Annotated in this window: 19 protein-coding genes and 1 pseudogene; 11 read left to right on the top strand and 9 right to left on the bottom strand. The window is 65.4% G+C overall.

Features of this window, described 5'->3' with window-relative positions:
* Positions 1 to 31: 31 nt before the first annotated feature.
* Positions 32 to 118, bottom strand: a pseudogene (locus NP552_RS26080) (cytochrome C); the annotation flags it as partial.
* A gap of 267 nt (positions 119 to 385) precedes the next feature.
* Between NP552_RS26080 and yihA the strand changes: the two are divergent.
* Positions 386 to 1,018, top strand: a complete 633-nt coding sequence (gene yihA / locus NP552_RS16120) for a ribosome biogenesis GTP-binding protein YihA/YsxC (protein WP_054916024.1) — start codon at positions 386 to 388, stop codon at positions 1,016 to 1,018.
* Between the two features lie 289 nt (positions 1,019 to 1,307).
* Here yihA and polA read toward each other — a convergent pair whose 3' ends face one another.
* Complete coding sequence (gene polA / locus NP552_RS16115; protein ID WP_274096907.1) at positions 1,308 to 4,088, bottom strand: DNA polymerase I; 2,781 nt, start codon at positions 4,086 to 4,088, stop codon at positions 1,308 to 1,310.
* Between the two features lie 74 nt (positions 4,089 to 4,162).
* On the opposite strand from polA, the gene NP552_RS16110 reads away from it, so the two are divergent.
* Both NP552_RS16110 and NP552_RS16105 read left to right on the top strand, forming a co-directional pair.
* On the top strand, positions 4,163 to 4,450 hold the full coding sequence (locus NP552_RS16110) for a DUF2782 domain-containing protein (RefSeq protein WP_043862296.1): 288 nt from the start codon (positions 4,163 to 4,165) through the stop codon (positions 4,448 to 4,450).
* 64 nt (positions 4,451 to 4,514) lie between these two features.
* The gene (locus NP552_RS16105) at positions 4,515 to 5,465 is read left to right on the top strand and encodes a homoserine kinase (protein WP_043862339.1); all 951 of its coding nucleotides are present in this window, start codon (positions 4,515 to 4,517) and stop codon (positions 5,463 to 5,465) included.
* A gap of 96 nt (positions 5,466 to 5,561) precedes the next feature.
* Here NP552_RS16105 and NP552_RS16100 read toward each other — a convergent pair whose 3' ends face one another.
* On the bottom strand, positions 5,562 to 6,482 hold the full coding sequence (locus tag NP552_RS16100; protein WP_274096906.1) for a zinc ABC transporter substrate-binding protein: 921 nt from the start codon (positions 6,480 to 6,482) through the stop codon (positions 5,562 to 5,564).
* A 66-nt stretch (positions 6,483 to 6,548) separates the two neighbouring features.
* Between NP552_RS16100 and zur the strand changes: the two genes are divergently transcribed.
* The 4 genes from zur to NP552_RS16080 all read left to right on the top strand — a co-directional run bounded on the left by zur (position 6,549) and on the right by NP552_RS16080 (position 9,443).
* The gene (gene zur / locus NP552_RS16095) at positions 6,549 to 7,031 is read left to right on the top strand and encodes a zinc uptake transcriptional repressor Zur (protein ID WP_043862294.1); all 483 of its coding nucleotides are present in this window, start codon (positions 6,549 to 6,551) and stop codon (positions 7,029 to 7,031) included.
* Positions 7,031 to 7,810 carry a zinc ABC transporter ATP-binding protein ZnuC gene (gene znuC, locus NP552_RS16090; RefSeq protein ID WP_043862293.1) on the top strand — a complete coding sequence of 260 codons (780 nt, stop codon included), beginning with the start codon at positions 7,031 to 7,033 and terminating at the stop codon, positions 7,808 to 7,810. Before zur ends, znuC begins: the two co-directional genes overlap by 1 nt.
* Positions 7,803 to 8,585 carry a zinc ABC transporter permease subunit ZnuB gene (gene znuB / locus NP552_RS16085; RefSeq protein WP_043862292.1) on the top strand — a complete coding sequence of 261 codons (783 nt, stop codon included), beginning with the start codon at positions 7,803 to 7,805 and terminating at the stop codon, positions 8,583 to 8,585. The genes znuC and znuB overlap by 8 nt, the downstream gene beginning before the upstream one ends.
* 144 nt (positions 8,586 to 8,729) lie before the next feature.
* Positions 8,730 to 9,443, top strand: a complete 714-nt coding sequence (locus NP552_RS16080; protein ID WP_043862291.1) for a PA5502 family lipoprotein — start codon at positions 8,730 to 8,732, stop codon at positions 9,441 to 9,443.
* 58 nt (positions 9,444 to 9,501) lie between these two features.
* Here NP552_RS16080 and katE read toward each other — a convergent pair whose 3' ends face one another.
* The gene (gene katE, locus NP552_RS16075; protein WP_078481310.1) at positions 9,502 to 11,658 is read right to left on the bottom strand and encodes a catalase HPII; all 2,157 of its coding nucleotides are present in this window, start codon (positions 11,656 to 11,658) and stop codon (positions 9,502 to 9,504) included.
* 218 nt (positions 11,659 to 11,876) lie between these two features.
* Here katE and NP552_RS16070 point away from each other — a divergent pair, with 218 nt between their 5' ends.
* From NP552_RS16070 to NP552_RS16060, 3 genes are read left to right on the top strand one after another with little or no spacing between them, the layout of a single operon-like run.
* A complete protein-coding gene (locus NP552_RS16070; protein ID WP_054916029.1) occupies positions 11,877 to 12,884 on the top strand; it encodes a methionine ABC transporter ATP-binding protein in 1,008 nt (335 codons plus the stop codon).
* On the top strand, positions 12,884 to 13,555 hold the full coding sequence (locus NP552_RS16065) for a methionine ABC transporter permease (protein ID WP_043862288.1): 672 nt from the start codon (positions 12,884 to 12,886) through the stop codon (positions 13,553 to 13,555). The genes NP552_RS16070 and NP552_RS16065 overlap by 1 nt, the downstream gene beginning before the upstream one ends.
* A 60-nt stretch (positions 13,556 to 13,615) precedes the next feature.
* On the top strand, positions 13,616 to 14,389 hold the full coding sequence (locus tag NP552_RS16060; RefSeq protein ID WP_274096905.1) for a MetQ/NlpA family ABC transporter substrate-binding protein: 774 nt from the start codon (positions 13,616 to 13,618) through the stop codon (positions 14,387 to 14,389).
* A 119-nt stretch (positions 14,390 to 14,508) separates the two neighbouring features.
* Here the strand turns inward: NP552_RS16060 and NP552_RS16055 are convergent, their stop codons facing one another.
* The 5 genes from NP552_RS16055 to NP552_RS16035 are packed head-to-tail and all read right to left on the bottom strand — an operon-like array spanning position 14,509 to position 18,410.
* Complete coding sequence (locus tag NP552_RS16055; RefSeq protein WP_043862286.1) at positions 14,509 to 15,141, bottom strand: SCO family protein; 633 nt, start codon at positions 15,139 to 15,141, stop codon at positions 14,509 to 14,511.
* Entirely contained in the window at positions 15,138 to 16,037 is a 900-nt protein-coding gene (gene cyoE, locus NP552_RS16050; RefSeq protein ID WP_043862285.1) for a heme o synthase, read from the bottom strand. Before cyoE ends, NP552_RS16055 begins: the two co-directional genes overlap by 4 nt.
* On the bottom strand, positions 16,022 to 17,104 hold the full coding sequence (locus NP552_RS16045; RefSeq protein ID WP_054916030.1) for a COX15/CtaA family protein: 1,083 nt from the start codon (positions 17,102 to 17,104) through the stop codon (positions 16,022 to 16,024). Before NP552_RS16045 ends, cyoE begins: the two co-directional genes overlap by 16 nt.
* A 12-nt stretch (positions 17,105 to 17,116) precedes the next feature.
* Positions 17,117 to 17,704: a hypothetical protein gene (locus tag NP552_RS16040; RefSeq protein WP_058541993.1), complete on the bottom strand. Its 588-nt coding sequence runs from the start codon at positions 17,702 to 17,704 to the stop codon at positions 17,117 to 17,119.
* Complete coding sequence (locus tag NP552_RS16035; RefSeq protein ID WP_054916032.1) at positions 17,670 to 18,410, bottom strand: SURF1 family protein; 741 nt, start codon at positions 18,408 to 18,410, stop codon at positions 17,670 to 17,672. The genes NP552_RS16040 and NP552_RS16035 overlap by 35 nt, the downstream gene beginning before the upstream one ends.
* Before the next feature lie 62 nt (positions 18,411 to 18,472).
* Here NP552_RS16035 and NP552_RS16030 point away from each other — a divergent pair, with 62 nt between their 5' ends.
* Positions 18,473 to 18,676, top strand: coding sequence for a twin transmembrane helix small protein (locus NP552_RS16030; protein WP_043862281.1), 204 nt, complete (start codon positions 18,473 to 18,475; stop codon positions 18,674 to 18,676).
* Positions 18,677 to 18,682: the final 6 nt, after the last annotated feature.

The following is an 18,682-nucleotide window of genomic DNA, read 5'->3' as shown; positions in this document are numbered from 1 at the left end:
GTTATGTATCGAGGCAACCTGTCTTGTTGACTCACCCGGTCAGGGTGGCCTGATCGTCCTCGTTACTGCAGTCCATGCACAAACCACGCGGCGGCATAGCCTTGAAACCCTGGGGAGCTGCTTCGACAGCCTCTGCGGTCCCTTATGTCAGGCGTGACTTCCACGCTGTAGGGATCCTGTGTAGCCTGAGCGCCGAATACGACCCTTTCAGGGTTGGGGCTGCACTGCGTCTACTGCGCAAGCTTGGTCAAGCAGCTCCCGTGCACATCCTCCTACGCTGGGATAATGCGCACACAAAAACTGGGGCATTATATACTCCCGTGCCTGAAACGGAAACGACACCGCTTGCCGAGACCCCCTCGAGCAACGCCCAATCGGAAATACCATGCAAGTCAAAAACCCCATCCTCGGACTCTGCCAGCAGGCCAAATTCGCCCTCAGTGCCGCCAAAGTCGACCAGTGCCCGGACGACGAAGGTTTCGAAGTGGCCTTTGCCGGCCGCTCCAACGCCGGCAAGTCCAGCGCCCTCAACACCCTGACCCACGCGAGCCTGGCGCGCACCTCGAAAACCCCGGGGCGTACCCAGCTGTTGAATTTCTTCAGTCTGGACGACGATCGGCGTCTGGTCGACCTGCCGGGCTACGGTTATGCAAAGGTGCCGATCCCGCTCAAGCAGCACTGGCAGCGCCACCTGGAGGCCTACCTGGGCAGCCGGGAGAGCCTCAAGGGCCTGATCCTGATGATGGACGTGCGCCATCCCATGACCGACTTCGACAAGATGATGCTCGACTGGGCCGTGGCCAGCGGCATGCCGATGCACATCCTGCTGACCAAGGCCGACAAGCTGACCTTCGGCGCGGCCAAGGGCACGCTGCTCAAGGTACAGGCCGAAATCCGCAAGGGTTGGGGCGACAGCGTGACCATCCAGCTGTTCTCGGCGCCCAAGCGCCAGGGGCTGGAAGAGGCCTACACGGTACTGGCTCGCTGGCTGCAACTGCCGGACAAGCCCGCAGAATAAGGGCTGCCCGGCAAATGCCGGGCAAAAAAAACCCCGGACTTCGTATGGGGAGGGGGAAGTTCGGGGTTCAAGTTCCGGACCGCTAGGGCGGGGTCCAGATATCTGCCAACACTTAACACAACATAGGAGCATCGAAGGGCTTCACCAGCCATTCAGTTACTCTGAGTCGTGGTTCACCGGTTTAGTTCCTCGGCGCGGGAAACTATTTTCCATAGGCCGAAAAAGCAGAAATTGCCGCGACCTTATGCCGCAGCAAATTTCTGTTTTTGGTAGGCGCCAAGCACGCTTTTCAGTGCGCCTCGTCCCAGTTCGCCCCCACGCCCACATCCACCACCAGCGGTACATCCAGCTGCGCGGCACCGCTCATGTGCACGCGAATCTCCTGCGCCACCTGTTCCACCAGGTCCTCGCGCACTTCCAGCACCAGTTCGTCGTGCACCTGCAGGATCACCCGGGCATCCAGCGCAGTGCTCGCCAGCCAGTTGTCCACCGTGACCATGGCGCGCTTGATGATGTCAGCTGCGGTGCCCTGCATCGGCGCGTTGATCGCGGTACGCTCGGCGCCAGCGCGCTCCTGCGGACGGTTGGAGTGAATGGTCGGCAGGTACAGGCGCCGCCCGAACAGCGTTTCCACGTAGCCCTGGTCGGCCGCCTGCTTGCGGGTGCGCTCCATGTAGTCGCGCACGCCCGGGTAGCGGGCAAAGTACACGTCGATGTAGGCCTTGGCCGTCTTGCTGTCGACGCCGATGTCCTTGCCCAGCTTCTTTGCACCCATGCCGTAGATCAGGCCGAAGTTGATCGCCTTGGCGCTGCGCCGCTGGTCGGAGGTCACGTCGCCAAGCTCCACCTTGAACACTTCGGCCGCGGTGGCAGTGTGCACGTCCAGGCCGTTGCGGAAGGCGCTGAGCAGGCCCTCGTCCTTGGCCAGGTGGGCCATGATGCGCAGCTCGATCTGCGAGTAGTCCGCCGCCAGCAATTTGTAGCCGGGCGCCGCGATGAAGGCCTGGCGAATGCGCCGGCCCTCGGCGGTACGCACCGGGATGTTCTGCAGGTTCGGGTCGCTGGACGACAGGCGGCCGGTGGCAGCCACCGCCTGCTGGTAGGAAGTGTGGATACGCCCGGTACGCGGGTTGATCTGCTCGGGCAGGCGGTCGGTGTAGGTGCTCTTGAGCTTGCTCATGGAGCGGTACTGCATCAGCACCTTGGGCAGCGGGAAACCTTCCTCGGCCAGCGCCTCGAGGGCTTCTTCAGCCGTCGACGGCTGGCCCTTGGGGGTCTTCTTCAGTACCGGCAGGCCGAACTTGTCATAAAGGATGGCGCCCAGTTGCCTGGGCGAACCCAGGTTGAACGGCTCGCCCGCCAGCTCGATGGCTTCGCGCTCCAGCGCGTCCATCTTGTCGCCCAGCTCGCCGCTCTGGATCCTGAGCAGGTCGGCATCCACCAGCGCGCCCTCGCGCTCGATACGCGCCAGCACCGGCACCAGCGGCATCTCGATATCGCTCAGCACACTGGCCAGGCTTGGCAGCGCCGCCAGCTCGGCGTGCAGCTTGTGGTGCAGGCGCAGGGTGATGTCGGCATCTTCGGCGGCGTAGGGGCCGGCCTTGTCCAGGTGGATCTGGTTGAAGGTCAGCTGCTTGGCACCCTTGCCGGCAATGTCGGTGAAGCCGATGGTGGTTTGGTCCAGGTACTTCTTGGCCAGGCTGTCCATGTCGTGGCGGGTGGCCGTGGAATTCAGCACATAGGATTCGAGCATGGTGTCGAAGGCCACCCCACGCACGGTGATGCCCGCGCAGTTGGCCAGGATGTTGATGTCGTACTTGGCGTGCTGCCCGACCTTGGCCTTGTTCGGGTCTTCCAGCAGCGGCTTGAGCGCGTTCAGCACCAGCTCGCGGTCCAGCTGCTGCGGAGCGCCTTCGTAGTCGTGTGCCAGCGGGATGTAGGCGGCCTCATGGGGCTTGACCGCAAACGACAGGCCAACCAGCTGGGCCTTCTGTGCATCGACCCCGGTGGTTTCGGTATCGAATGCGAACAGCTCGGCGTCCTTGAGCTTTTGCAGCCACACGTCGAAACGTGCCTTGTCCAGAATGGTTTCATAGGCGGCCTCGACAGGGGCTACCGGCTCGGCAACGGCCACCGGGGGCGCCTCGGCGTCGGGTGTGGCGGCAGGGGGCGGGGCGAGCTCCAGGCGCTTGTTCTCGCGCTGAACTTCGTCGATCCAGCCCTTGAACTCGAGTTCGGTGTACAGCTGCAGCAGCGTTTCGCGGTCAGGTTCGCCCAGGTGCAGGTCGTCCAGCCCGACCTCCAGCGGCACGTCGACCTTGATCGTGGCCAGCTGGTACGACAGGAACGCCAGCTCCTTGTGCTCCAGCAGCTTGGCCGGCAGGGTCTTGGCCCCGCGGATCGGCAGGCTCGGCACCAGGTCGAGATTCTCGTACAGCTCCTTGATACCGCCATTGACGCCCACCAGCAGGCCGACGGCGGTCTTCTCGCCCACGCCCTTGACCCCGGGGATGTTGTCGGATGAGTCGCCCATCAGCGCCAGCAGGTCGATGATCTGCTCGGGTGCGACGCCGAACTTCTCCTTCACGCCCTCGATGTCCATCGACGAGCCCGACATGGTATTGACCAGGGTAATGTGCGCATCCACCAGCTGGGCCATGTCCTTGTCACCGGTGGAGATCACCACCGGGCGGGTCGCCGCGGCGCTGCTGCGGGCCAGGGTGCCGATCACGTCGTCGGCCTCGACCCCCTCCACGCACAGCAGCGGGAAGCCCAGCGCCTTGACGCTGGCGTGCAGCGGCTCGATCTGCACACGCATGTCGTCGGGCATGCTCGGCCGGTTGGCCTTGTACTCGGCGTACATCTCGTCGCGAAAGGTGCCGCCCTTGGCGTCGAACACCACCGCGAAGGGGCTGTCCGGGTACTGCTTGCGCAGGCTCCTGAGCATGTTCAGCACACCCTTCACCGCGCCGGTGGGCATGCCCTTGGAGTTGGTCAGCGGTGGCAGCGCGTGGAACGCGCGGTACAGGTAGGACGAACCGTCCACCAGGACGAGGGGAGCTTGGCTCATGAGCAGAATCAACCTTTTCAACGGGCCCGGCGCTAGAATGTCCGGAACATTGACGACAAAGGGACAAGGTTATCATGCGTAGACTAAATCGCCTGTTGCTGCTCGGTGTGTTGGCTGCCGCTCCACTGGTAGCCAATGCGGCGGATGAAGCGCCTTCGGCCGATCCGGATGTAACCATTCGCACGGAAGGCGACAAGACCATCCAGGAATACCGCCAGAACGGTTTCCTGTATGCCATCAAGGTCACCCCCAAAGGGGGCAAGCCTTACTTTCTGGTGCGCGCAGACGGCTCGGAAGGCAACTTCATCCGTTCCGACCAACCCGACATGCTGATTCCTTCCTGGAAAATCTTCGAGTGGTAATGCGGGCCCCTACCATCCACCTGGCACTTCCTGCGGGAAGTGCCCGAATGAGCAGTTTTTGACCATGTCTGTCTTCACCCCACTGACCCGGCCCGAGCTGGAAACCTTTCTGGCGCCCTATGGACTGGGTCGCCTGCGGGACTTCCAGGGAATTGCCGCCGGCACCGAGAACAGCAACTTCTTCGTCAGCCTCGAACAGGGTGAGTTCGTGCTGACACTGGTCGAACGCGGGCCGATCCAGGACCTGCCGTTCTTCATCGAACTGCTCGACGTGCTGCACGAGGCCGACCTGCCGGTGCCCTATGCGCTGCGCACCCGCGACGGCGTGGCCCTGCGCGAGCTGGCCGGCAAGCCGGCGCTGCTGCAGCCGCGCCTGCCGGGCAAGCACATCAAGGTGGCGAACAACCAGCATTGCGTACAGGTGGGCGAACTGCTCGGCCACCTGCACACCGCGACCCAGCACAAGGTGCTGGAGCGCAAGACCGACCGTGGCCTGGACTGGATGCTGGCGACCGGCGCCGAACTGATGCCGCGCCTGAACCCGACGCAACAGGCGCTGCTGCAGGGCTGCCTGGACGAGATCGTCGCGCACCAGGGCCAGATCATGGCGCTGCCGCGGGCCAACCTGCACGCCGACCTGTTCCGCGACAACGCCTTGTTCGAAGGCACCCACCTGACCGGGCTGATCGATTTCTACAATGCGTGCTCCGGGCCGATGCTATATGACCTGGCGATCACCCTGAACGACTGGTGCTGCGACGATGCCGGGCAGATCGACCCGCCGCGGGCGCGGGCGTTGCTCGGTGCATATGCGGCGCTGCGCCCGTTCACCGCAGCCGAGGCACACCTGTGGCCGGTGATGTTGCGGGTGGCCTGCGTGCGGTTCTGGCTGTCGCGGCTGATTGCGGCCGAGTCGTTTGCCGGGATGGACGTGCTGATTCACGACCCGGCGGATTTCGAGGTGCGCCTGGCGGCGCGTCAGCAGGTGGACATCGCCCTGCCGTTCGCGTTGTAACTGAGCCACTCGAGGTTGGAGCCGGCCTTGCCGGCGGAGCCGTTGGGCTGCAGCGCAGCCCTTCGCCGGCAAGGCCGGCTCCTACAGATCGGTGGGTCAGAGCTTTTCCAGGCACCCCGCCAACCCATTGCCCAGGTTCTCCAGCAACCGCTCATAGCCATTGGCATCCGCTGGCATCGTGCCGCCTAGCGCATCCAGCTCGGCCAGCGTCACCGGCAACCCCGCTGTCAGCGTCTCGGCCAGCCGCGGGCGCAGCGGCGGCTCGCTGAATACACAGGTCTTGCCCACTTCCTGCAGGCGCTTGCGCATCGCGGCCACGTGCTGCGCGCCCGGCTGCACCTCCGCCGCCACACTGAACACGCCGGTGTGCTTGAGCCCGTAGGCCGCCTCGAAGTAATCGAAGGCTTCATGGAAGACAAAGTACGGCTTGCCCGCAACAGCGCTCACCCGCGCCTTGAGTCGCGCATCCAAGGCATCCAGGCGCTCGCCGAATGCCTTGGCGTTGGCGGTGTAGCGCGCCTGGTTCTGCGGATCGGCCGCGCCCAGGTCAGCCGCCATCTTCGCCGCAATCACCCGCGCGTTCACCGACGATAACCACAGATGCGCATCCAGGCTGCCTGGGCGGTGGTCATGGTCGTGCTCGTCGGCGTCTTGCACGTGGGAATGGCTGTCCTCGCCAAAATGGCGCAAGGTCAGGCCCGGCAGGCTCTGCACCGCCACCGTCGGCTTGCTGCGGCTACCCAGCACACGGGGCAGAAAACCCTCCATGTCCGGGCCGATCCAGTACAGCAAGTCCACCTGGCCCACCTTGCGCACATCGGAAGGGCGCAAGGCGTAATGGTGCGGCGAAGCGCCCGGTGGCAGCAGCACATCCGGCGTACCGACACCGTCCTGCACCGCTGCGGCGATCAGCTGCAGCGGCTTGATGCTGGTCAGCACCTGAACCTCGGCCTGCGCCGGGGTCATCAACAGGCTGCTTGTGACAAAAGCGACAAAAAGGGCAAAAAATCGGGACACGATAGGCACTCATCGGGGCAGGAACGGGTAACATAATAACGTCTCTCAACAGAACCGTCGCTGCCCATGCCCAATACCCCGCTGGCCAACCGTCCCCACGACCACTCCCACTGCGTGCACAGCGCGCTGGCCGAGGCCGATGCGCTGTGCGCGCGTCAGGGCCTGCGCCTGACCGCCCTGCGCCGCCGCGTGCTGGAGCTGGTATGGCAAAGCCACAAGCCGCTGGGCGCCTACGACATCCTTGCCGTGCTCAGCGAGCAGGACGGCCGCCGCGCCGCACCGCCCACCGTGTACCGCGCACTGGATTTCCTGCTGGAAAACAGCCTGGTGCACCGCATTGCGTCGCTCAATGCCTTCATGGGCTGCAGCCACCCCGAGCATGCCCACCAGGGCCAGTTCCTGATCTGCCGCCAATGCCACGTGGCAATCGAACTGGAGCAAGCCTCCATCAGCGACGCCATCGTGGCCAGCGCCAATGATGTGGGTTTCAGTGTCGAGACCCAGACCGTCGAAGTGGTCGGTCTGTGCGGCACCTGCCGGAGCGCCTGATGAGCAACGCGTTGATCCGCCTCGAGCAGGTGGGCGTCACATTCGGCGGCCAGGCCGTGCTCGACAGCATCGACCTGTGCGTGGAGCCCGGGCAGATCGTGACCCTGATCGGCCCCAACGGCGCCGGCAAGACCACCCTGGTGCGCGCCGTACTCGGCCTGCTGGCGCCGCATACCGGCAGCGTATGGCGCAAGCCGCGACTGCGCATCGGCTACATGCCGCAGAAGATCCAGGTGGACGCCACCTTGCCGCTGTCGGTACTGCGCTTTCTGCGCCTGGTGCCGGGCGTGGACCGCAAGACAGCACTGGCGGCCCTCAACGAAGTGGGCGCCGAACACGTCATCGACAGCCCCATCCAGACCGTGTCCGGCGGCGAGATGCAGCGGGTGCTGCTGGCCCGCGCGCTGCTGCGCAAGCCAGAACTGCTGGTGCTCGACGAGCCGGTACAGGGCGTCGACGTGGCCGGTCAGGCCGAGCTCTACAGCCTGATCACGCGCCTGCGCGACCGCTACGGCTGCGGCGTGCTGATGGTCTCCCACGACCTGCACCTGGTGATGAGCACCACCGATCAGGTGGTGTGCCTCAACCGCCACGTGTGCTGCTCGGGCCACCCGGAGCAGGTCAGCGGCGACCCGGCCTTCGTCGAGCTGTTCGGCAACAACGCGCCAAGCCTGGCGATCTACCACCATCATCACGACCACGCCCACGACCTGCACGGGTCGGTGGTCACCCCGGCCCCTGGCGGGCATGTGCACGGAGACCACTGCAAGCATGGCTGATTTTCTGTTGTATGCCCTGCTTGCAGGCCTGGCCCTGGCGCTGGTGGCGGGCCCGCTGGGCTCGTTCGTGGTGTGGCGGCGCATGGCGTATTTCGGCGACACGCTGTCCCACGCGGCGCTGCTGGGCGTGGCCCTGGGCTTCGTGCTGGACGTCAGCCCGACGCTGGCGGTGACCGTCGGCTGCCTGTTGCTGGCGCTGTTGCTGGTGACCCTGCAGCAGCGCCAGCCGCTGGCCTCCGACACCCTGCTGGGGATTCTCGCGCCGAGCACGCTGTCGCTGGGCCTGGTGGTGCTGAGCTTCATGCACGATGTGCGCATCGACCTGATGGCCTACCTGTTCGGCGACCTGCTGGCGATCAGCCCGGGCGACCTGGCGTGGATCCTGGGCGGCAGTGCGCTGGTCCTGTTGCTGATCGTGGCGCTGTGGCGCCCGCTGCTGGCGGTGACCGTGCACGAGGAACTGGCCCGGGTCGAAGGCCTGCCGGTGGCTGCGCTGCGCCTGGCGCTGATGCTGCTGATCGCGGTGGTGATCGCGGTGGCGATGAAGATCGTCGGCGTGCTGCTGATCACCTCGCTGCTGATCATCCCCGCCGCAGCCGCACAGCGGCATGCGCGCTCGCCGGAACAGATGGCGCTGGGCGCCAGCCTGATCGGCGTAGTGGCGGTGTGTGGCGGGCTGGCCCTGTCGTGGTTCAAGGACACCCCGGCCGGCCCATCCATCGTGGTGTGTGCGGCAGTGCTATTCTTGGTGAGCCTGGCGCTGCCCCGGCGCTGAGCGCGCAGCCCCATGGGCAGGGTGCGGCCGACAGGGTCGCGCCCTGCGACATTTTAATCGCCGCTACATCCTGAAGAGTTATTTTCGCGCCAGCGCGCTGGGTGTAGACTTGCTCGCTTTTTGCGCAAATAGAGAGTCGCAGGAATGAAGCCGTTCGCCTCCCGTTATCTGCTCCTTGCCGCGTTTTCCGTGCTGCTGGCCGCCTGTTCCAGCGCGCCGGTCGACCCGCCGCCGCCCGCGCAGCCCGATGCCTGGCAGCTGCTGGAGCAGAACATCGCCAGCAGCGAGCTGGCCACCGCCGAAGACCAGCTGGCCACCTTGCAGGCCCAGTCGCCGGACGATGCACGCCTCGAACCCATGCAGCGCCAGCTGGCCGAAGCCTACCTGCAGCGCAGCCAGATCGTGCTGCAGAAGGGCGATGTGAATGCCGCAGCCACCGCGCTGGCACGTGCCCGTGCGCTGATGCCCAAGGCCCCGGCGCTGACCGGCGGCGTGAATGGCGCCATCACCCAGGCGCGCAAGGCCGAGCTGGACAAGGCCGAGGCCGCGCTCAAGGCGGCGGAAGCCAAGCCGCCGGCAAAAGTCATCGACCCCACGGCGCCGAGCACCGTAGTGGCGTTGAAAATCACGAAAATAGAAGAACTTCGCCGACAACTGGATGACATCGCCACCGATGTGGTGAATTACCAGTGTGACGTGGTGTTCCAGGTGCCGCGCCGTGATGACGCGCCGTGGCTACAGACCTTGCTGGCCAAGCGGGTAAGCAAGCGCGATGCGAGCTTCGCCTTGCAGCAGGCCCACGAGATTCATCGCAACCAGCCGGCGCAGGTGGTGCTTACGCCGCGGCGCGCCGAGTGATGTCGGCGGTGCGTTCTTCGCCGGCAAGGCCGGCTCCTGCAGGAGCCGGCCTTTTTGACTACGCCGGAATGGCCTTGGCGGCCGCTTCCCGCGACCACACCCGGTGCTTGGCAATCGCCGCGATCAACGCCTTGTAGGCCTTCTGATCGCTGCCCACCACCATGCCTTCATCCGCCTTGAGGCCCAGCTTGTCGAGCACGGCCTTGGCATCGCTGTCGGTACCCAGCGGCTTGAGGTGCTTGTAGGCCTCCAGCACGAAGTGCAGCGCCACGCCATCGCCGCTCAGAGCCTGCAGGCTGGCCTTGCCACCGGCGATCCATACCGCATCGAACACCACCGACGGCATGCCTTCCATCGAGGCATCCACCGCCAGGGTCTTGCCGGCAGCGGTCTTCACCGGTGCCGAGGTCGGCCCCAGCAGCACGCCTTGGGCGCTCTCGGCCTGCAACGCCTTCACCAGCGGGTCCACCAGCGTGGCATCCACGCCATCGGCCACCAGAATCGCCACCTTGCGCCCCTTGATGCCTTCGCCCAGCAGGTTCATCTGGCTCAGCGCCGGCGAAGCCTTGAGCGACTGTGGCTTGACGTCCACGGTGCCGGCCTTGGGCGCCGGCAGGCCAAGGTTCTGCGCTACCCGCGCCGCCAGCTTGAGGTCGATGTTGGCAAGAATCTCGTTCACCTCGCGGGCACGGATATGCTCGCGCTCCACCTTGCCCAGCTCGAAGCTGTAGGCACTGATGATGTGCTCCTGCTCGGTCGGGCTCATGCTCTGGAAGAACAGCCGCGCCTGGGAGAAGTGATCGCCGAACGAGGGGCTGCGCTGGCGCACCTTGTGCGCCTCGATGCGCTCGGGGTAGGTCTCGAAGCCGCCATCCTGCGCCGCCGGCGGGGTTTCCTTCGGCCAGCCGCCATCGATGGAGTTGGGCTCGTAGGACGCCCGGCCCTTGTGCACCGTGGTACGGTGCTGGGCATCGCGCTGGCCGTTGTGGTTGGGTGCCACGGGCCGGTTGATCGGGATCTCGTGGAAGTTCGGGCCACCCAGGCGGCTGATCTGCGTGTCGGTGTAGGAGAACAGCCGGCCCTGCAGCAGCGGGTCGTTGGAAAAGTCGATGCCCGGCACGATATGACCGGGGCAGAACGCCACCTGCTCGATTTCGGCAAAGAAGTTGTCCGGGTTGCGGTTGAGCACCATCTTGCCAAGCGGCGTCACCGGTACCAGCTCTTCGGGGATGATCTTGGTCGGGTCGAGCAGGTCGAACTCGAACTTATGCTCGTCGGCCTCGGGCACGATCTGCACGCCCAGTTCCCATTCCGGGTAGTTGCCGGTCTCGATCGCTTCCCACAGGTCGCGGCGGTGATAGTCAGTGTCCTTGCCCGCCAGCTTCTGCGCCTCGTCCCACAGCAGCGAATGCACACCCTGCTTGGGCTTCCAGTGGAACTTGACGAAACTGGCCACGCCTTCGGCGTTGATCAGGCGGAAGGTGTGCACGCCAAAGCCCTGCATGGTGCGCAGGCTTTTCGGTATCGCGCGGTCGGACATCGCCCAGATCACCATGTGCGCCGACTCGGGCACCAGCGAGACGAAGTCCCAGAAGGTGTCGTGGGCCGAACCGCCGGTGGGGATCTCGTTGTGCGGTTCGGGTTTGACCGCATGCACGAAGTCGGGAAACTTGATCGCGTCCTGAATGAAGAACACCGGCATGTTGTTGCCAACCAGGTCGAAGTTGCCCTCATCGGTAAAGAACTTGACGGCAAAGCCGCGCACGTCGCGCACCGTGTCACCCGAGCCACGCGGCCCCTGCACGGTGGAGAAGCGCACGAACACCGGGGTGATCTTGTCCGGGTCCTGCAAGAAGCCGGCCTTGGTCAGTGCGGCATGCGACTCGTAAGCCTGGAAGTAGCCATGGGCGCCGGTGCCGCGGGCATGCACGATGCGCTCGGGAATGCGCTCATGGTCGAAATGCGTAATCTTCTCGCGCATGATGAAGTCTTCAAGCAGCGAGGGGCCGCGGTCACCGGCCTTGAGGGTGTTCTGGTTGTCGGCAACCTTGACCCCCTGGTTGGTGCGCAGCGCCTGGCCGGTGGCATCGCTGCGAAACGGCTCCAGGCTCTGCAGCTTGGCGTTGGTGTTGGCCTTGTCGGGCGTCTGGGCGCCGGCGAGTTGACTTTCCTGGGGCGCATTCTTCTTGCTGGGCATGGGTCTGCAACTCCTCATCATCGTACGCGGGGCCCCTGGATGGGGCTCTTCAGGTAGTGACTGACAGGAGTGCCGGGCGTTCCTTTCGAATGACCAGCGAGCAACCACTGATCGCGTTATTCCTCAAGCGTTGGTCAAACACGAAATAAATGCTAAGAACCTATATACGAACAGGCTAAAATGCGCCCCCCGGCTAACAGCTGACCCTATTTCATGCGCCCCACAAGGTTCGCTACGTGATCGAGTTTCAACAAGTCCATAAAACCTACCGCGTCGCCGGTAGGGACATCCCCGCACTGCACCCGACCAGCCTGCGCGTCGAAGACGGCCAGGTGTTCGGTCTGATCGGCCATTCCGGTGCCGGCAAAAGTACCCTGCTGCGCCTGATCAACCGCCTCGAGGCCCCCAGCGGCGGCAAGATCATCGTCGACGGCGAAGACGTCACGGCGTTCAACGCCAACGACCTGCGCCGCTTCCGCCAGCAGGTCGGGATGATCTTCCAGCACTTCAACCTGCTGGCCTCCAAGACCGTGGCCGACAACGTGGCGCTGCCGCTGACCCTGGCCGGGCGCATGTCACGCGCCGAGATCGACCAGCGCGTCGGCGAGCTGCTGGCCCGGGTAGGGCTGAGCGAGCATGCCAGGAAGTACCCGGCACAGCTGTCCGGCGGCCAGAAGCAGCGCGTCGGCATCGCCCGCGCCCTGGCCACCAAGCCCAAGATCCTGCTGTGCGACGAAGCCACCAGCGCCCTGGACCCGCAAACCACCGCCTCGGTGCTGCAATTGCTGGCCGAGATCAACCGCGAGCTGAAGCTGACCATCGTGCTCATCACCCACGAGATGGACGTGATCCGCCGGGTGTGCGACCAGGTGGCGGTAATGGACGCCGGGCAGATCGTCGAGCAGGGCCCGGTGGCGCAGGTGTTCCTGCACCCCAAGCACCCAACCACCAAGCGTTTCGTGCAGGAAGACGAGCAGGTCGACGAAAGCGAACAGCGCGACGATTTTGCCCATGTACCGGGGCGCATCGTGCGCCTGACCTTCCAGGGCGACGCCACCTATGCGCCGCTGCTGGGCACCGTGGCCCGTGAAACCGGGGTGGACTACAGCATCCTCGCCGGGCGTATCGACCGCATCAAGGACACCCCCTACGGTCAACTGACCCTGGCCATCACCGGTGGCGACATCGAGGCGGCATTTGCCCGCTTCATTGCGGCAGATGTTCATATGGAGGTACTGCGCTGATGGACGCCCTGAGTTTCTTTGCCAACATCGACTGGGCCGAAATCTGGCTGGCCACGATCGATACCATGATCATGCTGTTCGGCTCGCTGCTGTTCACCGTACTGCTGGGCCTGCCACTGGGCGTGCTGCTGTTTCTGTGCGGCCCGCGCCAGCTGTTCGAAGAAAAGCGTGTGTATGCGCTGCTGTCGCTGGTGGTCAACGTGCTGCGTTCGCTACCGTTCATCATCCTGCTGATCGTGATGATCCCGTTCACCGTGCTCATCACCGGCACCTCGCTGGGCGTGGCCGGGGCCATCCCGCCACTGGTGGTCGGTGCCACGCCGTTCTTCGCGCGACTGGTGGAAACCGCCCTGCGCGAGGTCGACCGCGGCATCATCGAGGCCACCCAGTCGATGGGGGCCACCACGCGCCAGATCATCATGAACGCCCTGCTGCCCGAAGCGCGGCCGGGCATCTTCGCAGCCATCACCGTGACGGCCATCACCCTGGTGTCGTACACCGCGATGGCGGGTGTGGTGGGTGCCGGCGGGCTGGGTGACCTGGCCATCCGCTTCGGCTACCAGCGCTTTCAGACCGACGTGATGGTAGTCACCGTGGTACTGCTGCTGGTGCTGGTTCAAGTTCTGCAGAGTGTCGGCGACAAACTGGTTGTGCATTTTTCCCGTAAGTAACCAAGGGTCGGCCACGCCGACGCGCCGGGGGCCGGAACGGCCCTCACAAGGAGCGATTAGATGAAAAGACTGCTTGCTGCTGTTGCCGCCGTCGCGGCCTTCTCTGCCCACGCGGCCGAGACCCTGACTGTTGCCGCCACCCCGGTACCGCACGCCGAGATCCTCGAGTTCGTCAAACCGGCGCTGGCCAAGGAAGGCGTGGACCTGAAGGTGAAGGTGTTCACCGACTACGTCCAGCCCAACGTGCAGGTGGCCGAGAAGCGCCTGGATGCCAACTTCTTCCAGCACCAGCCGTACCTGGACGAGTTCAACAAGGCCAAGGGCACTCACCTGGTCAGCGTTGCCGGCGTGCACCTGGAGCCGCTGGGCGCCTATTCGAACAAGCTCAAGAAGCTCGACGAACTGCCATCGGGCGCCACCGTGGTCATCCCCAACGACGCCACCAACGGCGGCCGTGCCTTGCTGCTGCTGGACAAGGCTGGCGTGATCAAGCTCAAGGACAACACCAACATCCTGTCGACCGTGAAGGACATCACCGGCAACGACAAGGGCCTGAAATTCCGTGAGCTGGAAGCTGCCACCATTCCGCGCGTGCTGACCCAGGTCGACCTGGCGCTGATCAACACCAACTATGCGCTGGAAGCCAAGCTCAACCCTGAAAAGGACGCCATGGTCATCGAAGGCAGCGATTCGCCTTATGTGAACATCCTGGTGACCCGCGAGGACAACAAGGATTCGGACGCGGTGAAGAAGCTGGTAGCAGCACTGCACACGCCTGAAGTGAAGAAGTTCATCGAAGAGAAGTACAAGGGCGCGGTCAAGCCAGCGTTCTGATTCAGAAATGCCAAGGGCTGCTACGCAGCCCATCGCGGGTCAAGCCCGCTCCCACAAGTTCTCCACCGCCCTTGAAACCAGGGTTGTACCTGTGGGAGCGGGCTTGACCCGCGAAGCTTTCAGTCGCGCTTGACCAGCCCCGGCAACTGCGCCACCAGCTTCTGGTTGTTGAACGGCGCCCGAATGAACCCGCGCTGGGTACCATCCGGCCCGAGCAGCGCCAGGTTGCCACTGTGATCGACCGTGTAGTTCGGCTTGCTGGTATCGGCCGGAATGAACGGGATGCTCACCGCATTGGCCAGCTTCTGCGTATCCTCCAGCGACCCCGTCACCCCGCGAAAATCCTTGTCGAAGTAGCCCAGGTACGTCTTCAACTGCGCCGGTGTATCCCGGTTCGGGTCGACGCTCACCAGCACCACCTGCAAACGGTCCACCGCCTCCTTGGGCAGCTCGCTCTTGACCTGCCGCAGTTGCGCCAGCGTGGTCGGGCAGATGTCCGGGCAGAAAGTGTAGCCGAAGAACAGCAGCGACCACTTGCCCTTGAGCTGGTCCAGCACCACCGGCTGGCCGTTCTCGTCGGTCATCTGCAGCGCCGGCACCTGGCGGCTCTGCGGCAGCAGGATGATCCCGGCATCGATCAGCGCCGTGGGGTCGCCCTGGCTGCGATTGCTCAGCACCTTGTTGATGGTAAGCCCGAGAATCAGTGCGACCAGGGCAACGAGGATGAAAACGGTTTTCTGGGTTCGAGTCATAGGTTCAACAGTAGGTAATGGTCAACAAGCAGCGCGATGAACAGCAGGAACAGGTACGCGATAGAGTACTTGAAGGTCCTGATCGCCGCGTGCGGCCGACTGCCACGGTACAACACCCAGGCCCAGTGCAGGAAGCGCCCGCCCAGCACCACGGCGCAGGCCAGGTACAGCGGCCCGCTCATGTGGATCACGTAAGGCAACAGGCTCACCGCCAGCAGGGCGGCGGTGTACAGCAGAATGTGCAGCTTGGTGTAGTGCTCGCCGTGGGTCACCGGCAGCATCGGGATATCGGCCTTGGCGTACTCCTCCTTGCGATGGATGGCCAGGGCCCAGAAGTGCGGCGGGGTCCAGGCGAAAATGATCAGCACCAGCAACAGGGGCTCGGCGCCCACATGCCCGGTCACCGCCACCCAGCCCAGCAGCGGCGGCGCCGCCCCGGCCAGCCCGCCGATCACGATGTTCTGCGGCGTGGCCCGCTTGAGAAAGCCGGTGTAGAGCACCGCATAGCCCAGCAGCGAGGCCAGGGTCAACCAGGCGGTCAGTGCGTTGGTGAAGCTCAGCAGCAGCACCATGCCCAGCACCGCCAGCAGCAAGGCGAACGCCAGCGCCGCCAGCGGTGCGACGCGCCCCTCGGCCAGCGGCCGCTTGTGGGTGCGCGCCATCAGTGCGTCGATGCGCCGGTCCACCACATGGTTGACCGCCGCCGCGGCACCCGCACACAGGCCGATGCCCAGGTTGCCGAACACCAGCACCGTCCATGGCACGCCCGCGCGGGTGGCCAGGAACATCCCCACCAGCGAGGTGATGAGCATCAGCACCACCACCTTGGGCTTGGTCAGCTCCAGGTAGTCGCGCCACAGCGCCTGCTGGCGCGCGGGGTTCAGAAGCGTTGCCATGGGTTCTCTCCCAGATAATGCACCACGCCCACCGGGCGCAGCGGCGTCAGGCGCCAGCCCTGGCTGACCCTGCGCGCCTTGGGCTGCGTGGCCAGGCGCGTGCGGTAGTTGACCAGCACCAGCGTCAGCAGCAGCGCCGCGCCACCGGCGTTGTGCGCCACCGCCACCGCCAGCGGCAGCCCGAACGCCACATTGCTGATGCCCAGCCCCACCTGCACCGCCAGCGCCAGCAGCACCAGCCTGGCCAGGCGCCGCAGGCCGATAGCGTGCAGCTGCCAGGCCAGGGTCAGCAACACCAGCGTGACCAGCAGCGCCCCCAGGCGGTGGGTGATATGGATGGCGGTACGCGCCTCGCTGTCGAGCTGTCCGCCCAGGTAGTTGGGGCCGATGTGCTGGGTGAGGTGAAAGCCGTTGGCAAAATCCGCCTCGGGCCACCACTGGCCGTGACAGGTCGGCAGGTCGACGCAGGCCACCGCGGCATAGTTGGCGCTCACCCAGCCGCCCAGGGCGACTTGCCCGATCACCAGCAGCAACGCCAGTGCCGCCAGGCGCCTTAGCCGCAGCGGCAGGCCGGGCAGGGGCATGAACGCGCGCGACAGGCGCAGGCTCAGCAGAAACAGCAGGCTCAGGGTGGCAAAGCCGCCCAGCAAGTGCGCCGTGACCACCTGCGGCCACAGCTTGAGGGTGACCGTCCACATGCCGAACGCGGCCTGGAAGAACACCACCGCCAACAGCAGCAGCGGCAGGCGGTACGGCTGGCCGTTGTGCCCATGCCGACGCAGCGCCTGCACCGCCAGCATGGCGATCACCAGCGCCAGGGTGCCGGCAAAATAACGGTGCACCATCTCGTTGCGGCCCTTGTGGGCCTCGACCGGCGTGTCCGGGTAGTGGCGTTCGGCATGTGCCAGTTGCGCCTCGGTCTTGGGCACGCTGATGAAGCCGTAGCAGCCCGGCCAGTCGGGGCAGCCCAGGCCGGCGTGGGTCAGGCGGGTATAGGCCCCCAGCAGCACCACCACCAGCGCGAGGAAGGTGGCGAACACGGCGAGGCGGTATCCGGGTCTGGCCATGGTGCGTGCCTCCTAGCCGATGTTGGACAGCTTGAGCAGATGGCGCAGGTCGTTGAGCAGGTCCTTGCCCTTGACCCGTGCGTCGTAGCGCAACACCAGGTTGCCGTGGGGGTCGACGATCCACAGCTGCGCGCCCTTCAGGCCCCCGGCGGCCCTGCTGTACTGCGCCAGCTCCAGCGCATAGCGCTGCAGTTGCGGGTACTCGCGCGCAAGCCTGGCCTGATACGCCTCGCTCAGCGGTTGCCCGGCGGCCAGCGCGTGGCTGGCACGGGCGGCGTCGCGGCCAAGGCCGATCTGTACCTGGCGCGCCAGGTACACCAGTTGCTGGCAGTCTGCGTCACAGTCACCAGGGGTGCTGACCAGCAGTTGCCAGCGCGCCTCGTCGGTCGCGACCCCCAGCTCGGCGCGGCCCTGGCCGTTGCCGATCAGTTCGCCGTGGTAGCTGCGGCTTTCCGGCACCCAGAACTGCAGCTTGTACATGCCGGTGGCGAGCATCATCGGCCCCACCACCACCAGCAGGATCAGAATCAGCTGCAACCGCCCGCGCCAACGACGGCGCGGCACTTCAGACGTGCCGGATGGATGCATGACGGCGCCCATGGTGGTTCTCCTTGTCGTTGTGCCAGCCGAAATAGAGGTACAGCGCAACCAGCGCCGCGGCCAGGGCAAACCATTGCACGGCGTAGCCCAGGTGTTTCTCCGGGCCCATCGCCACCACTGGCCAGTCCAGCCGGTAGCTGGCCGGTCCCGGTTCCAGGCGCAGTTCATGGGCAAAGCCCTCGCGGCCCAGCTGCGGCCACAGCTGCGCGGCATCCACCGCCGTGAGCAGGTGCGGCCAGCGGCCCCCTTGCGGGTCGGCGTGCAACTGGAAGGTGCTGCCCGGCGCCACATAGACCCAGGCCTGCAGGGCAAGCGGTGTCTCGGGGGTGCTGAACTGCACCGCCACACGCCGGTCGGGCCAGGGCAGCCAGCCGCGATTGACCAGCAGCCACAGGCCGCTGGCCTGGTCGTGAAAGGGTTGCAGCAGCTCGACCCCGGCCTGGCCGTCGCGCAGGCGGTTGTCGAGCAGCACACTGTGGGTGCGGTCGAAACGGCCATACAGGTGCACCCGGCGATAGGCCGGGTCGCTCGCCTGCGCCAGCTGCTCGCTGGCCAGAGGCGCTGCCACCCGGCGCTCTGCATAGGTGGCCAGCAACTCGCGCTTTTCGGCGGCGCGCCCCAACTGCCAGCAGCCCAGCGCAATCAGCCCCGGCAGCAGCAACATCACCACCAGGGTCGGCACCCGGCCGGGGCGGAACGGCCTCATCGGGGCCCCGCAACGGCTGTCGCTATACTTGTTGTAGTCATCGCATCCCCCGGAGTACCGCCATGCTCAAAGCCGCGATTGTCCTGATGCTGCTGGCGACCGTGATCAGCCTGTTCAGCGGCCTGTTCTTTCTGGTCAAGGACGATGACAACTCGACCCGCCTGCTCACCGCCCTGAAAATCCGTGTCAGCCTGGCCGCCATCACCCTGGCGCTGGTCGCCTGGGGTTTCTACAGCGGCCAACTGGTGTCCCACGCGCCGTTCTAGGCGCGG

This window comes from Pseudomonas sp. 8209 (genome assembly GCF_028682105.1).
GTDB classification, from domain to species: domain Bacteria; phylum Pseudomonadota; class Gammaproteobacteria; order Pseudomonadales; family Pseudomonadaceae; genus Aquipseudomonas; species Aquipseudomonas palmensis.
The sequence above is the reverse complement of the archived record's forward strand: the minus strand, read 5'-3'. Positions and strand labels throughout refer to the sequence as shown.

Bases quoted from the DNA above. Each gene is read 5' to 3' on its own strand.
- NP552_RS16040 (WP_058541993.1), bottom strand. From the start codon at position 17,704: ATGGGCGCCGTCATGCATCCATCCGGCACGTCTGAAGTGCCGCGCCGT.
- yihA (WP_054916024.1), top strand. From the start codon at position 386: ATGCAAGTCAAAAACCCCATCCTCGGACTCTGCCAGCAGGCCAAATTC.
- NP552_RS16105 (WP_043862339.1), top strand. From the start codon at position 4,515: ATGTCTGTCTTCACCCCACTGACCCGGCCCGAGCTGGAAACCTTTCTG.
- katE (WP_078481310.1), bottom strand. From the start codon at position 11,658: ATGAGGAGTTGCAGACCCATGCCCAGCAAGAAGAATGCGCCCCAGGAA.
- znuC (WP_043862293.1), top strand. From the start codon at position 7,031: ATGAGCAACGCGTTGATCCGCCTCGAGCAGGTGGGCGTCACATTCGGC.
- NP552_RS16110 (WP_043862296.1), top strand. From the start codon at position 4,163: ATGCGTAGACTAAATCGCCTGTTGCTGCTCGGTGTGTTGGCTGCCGCT.
- polA (WP_274096907.1), bottom strand. From the start codon at position 4,088: ATGAGCCAAGCTCCCCTCGTCCTGGTGGACGGTTCGTCCTACCTGTAC.
- NP552_RS16065 (WP_043862288.1), top strand. From the start codon at position 12,884: ATGGACGCCCTGAGTTTCTTTGCCAACATCGACTGGGCCGAAATCTGG.
- zur (WP_043862294.1), top strand. From the start codon at position 6,549: ATGCCCAATACCCCGCTGGCCAACCGTCCCCACGACCACTCCCACTGC.
- NP552_RS16035 (WP_054916032.1), bottom strand. From the start codon at position 18,410: ATGAGGCCGTTCCGCCCCGGCCGGGTGCCGACCCTGGTGGTGATGTTG.
- NP552_RS16080 (WP_043862291.1), top strand. From the start codon at position 8,730: ATGAAGCCGTTCGCCTCCCGTTATCTGCTCCTTGCCGCGTTTTCCGTG.
- NP552_RS16030 (WP_043862281.1), top strand. From the start codon at position 18,473: ATGCTCAAAGCCGCGATTGTCCTGATGCTGCTGGCGACCGTGATCAGC.
- cyoE (WP_043862285.1), bottom strand. From the start codon at position 16,037: ATGGCAACGCTTCTGAACCCCGCGCGCCAGCAGGCGCTGTGGCGCGAC.
- NP552_RS16045 (WP_054916030.1), bottom strand. From the start codon at position 17,104: ATGGCCAGACCCGGATACCGCCTCGCCGTGTTCGCCACCTTCCTCGCG.
- NP552_RS16060 (WP_274096905.1), top strand. From the start codon at position 13,616: ATGAAAAGACTGCTTGCTGCTGTTGCCGCCGTCGCGGCCTTCTCTGCC.
- znuB (WP_043862292.1), top strand. From the start codon at position 7,803: ATGGCTGATTTTCTGTTGTATGCCCTGCTTGCAGGCCTGGCCCTGGCG.
- NP552_RS16055 (WP_043862286.1), bottom strand. From the start codon at position 15,141: ATGACTCGAACCCAGAAAACCGTTTTCATCCTCGTTGCCCTGGTCGCA.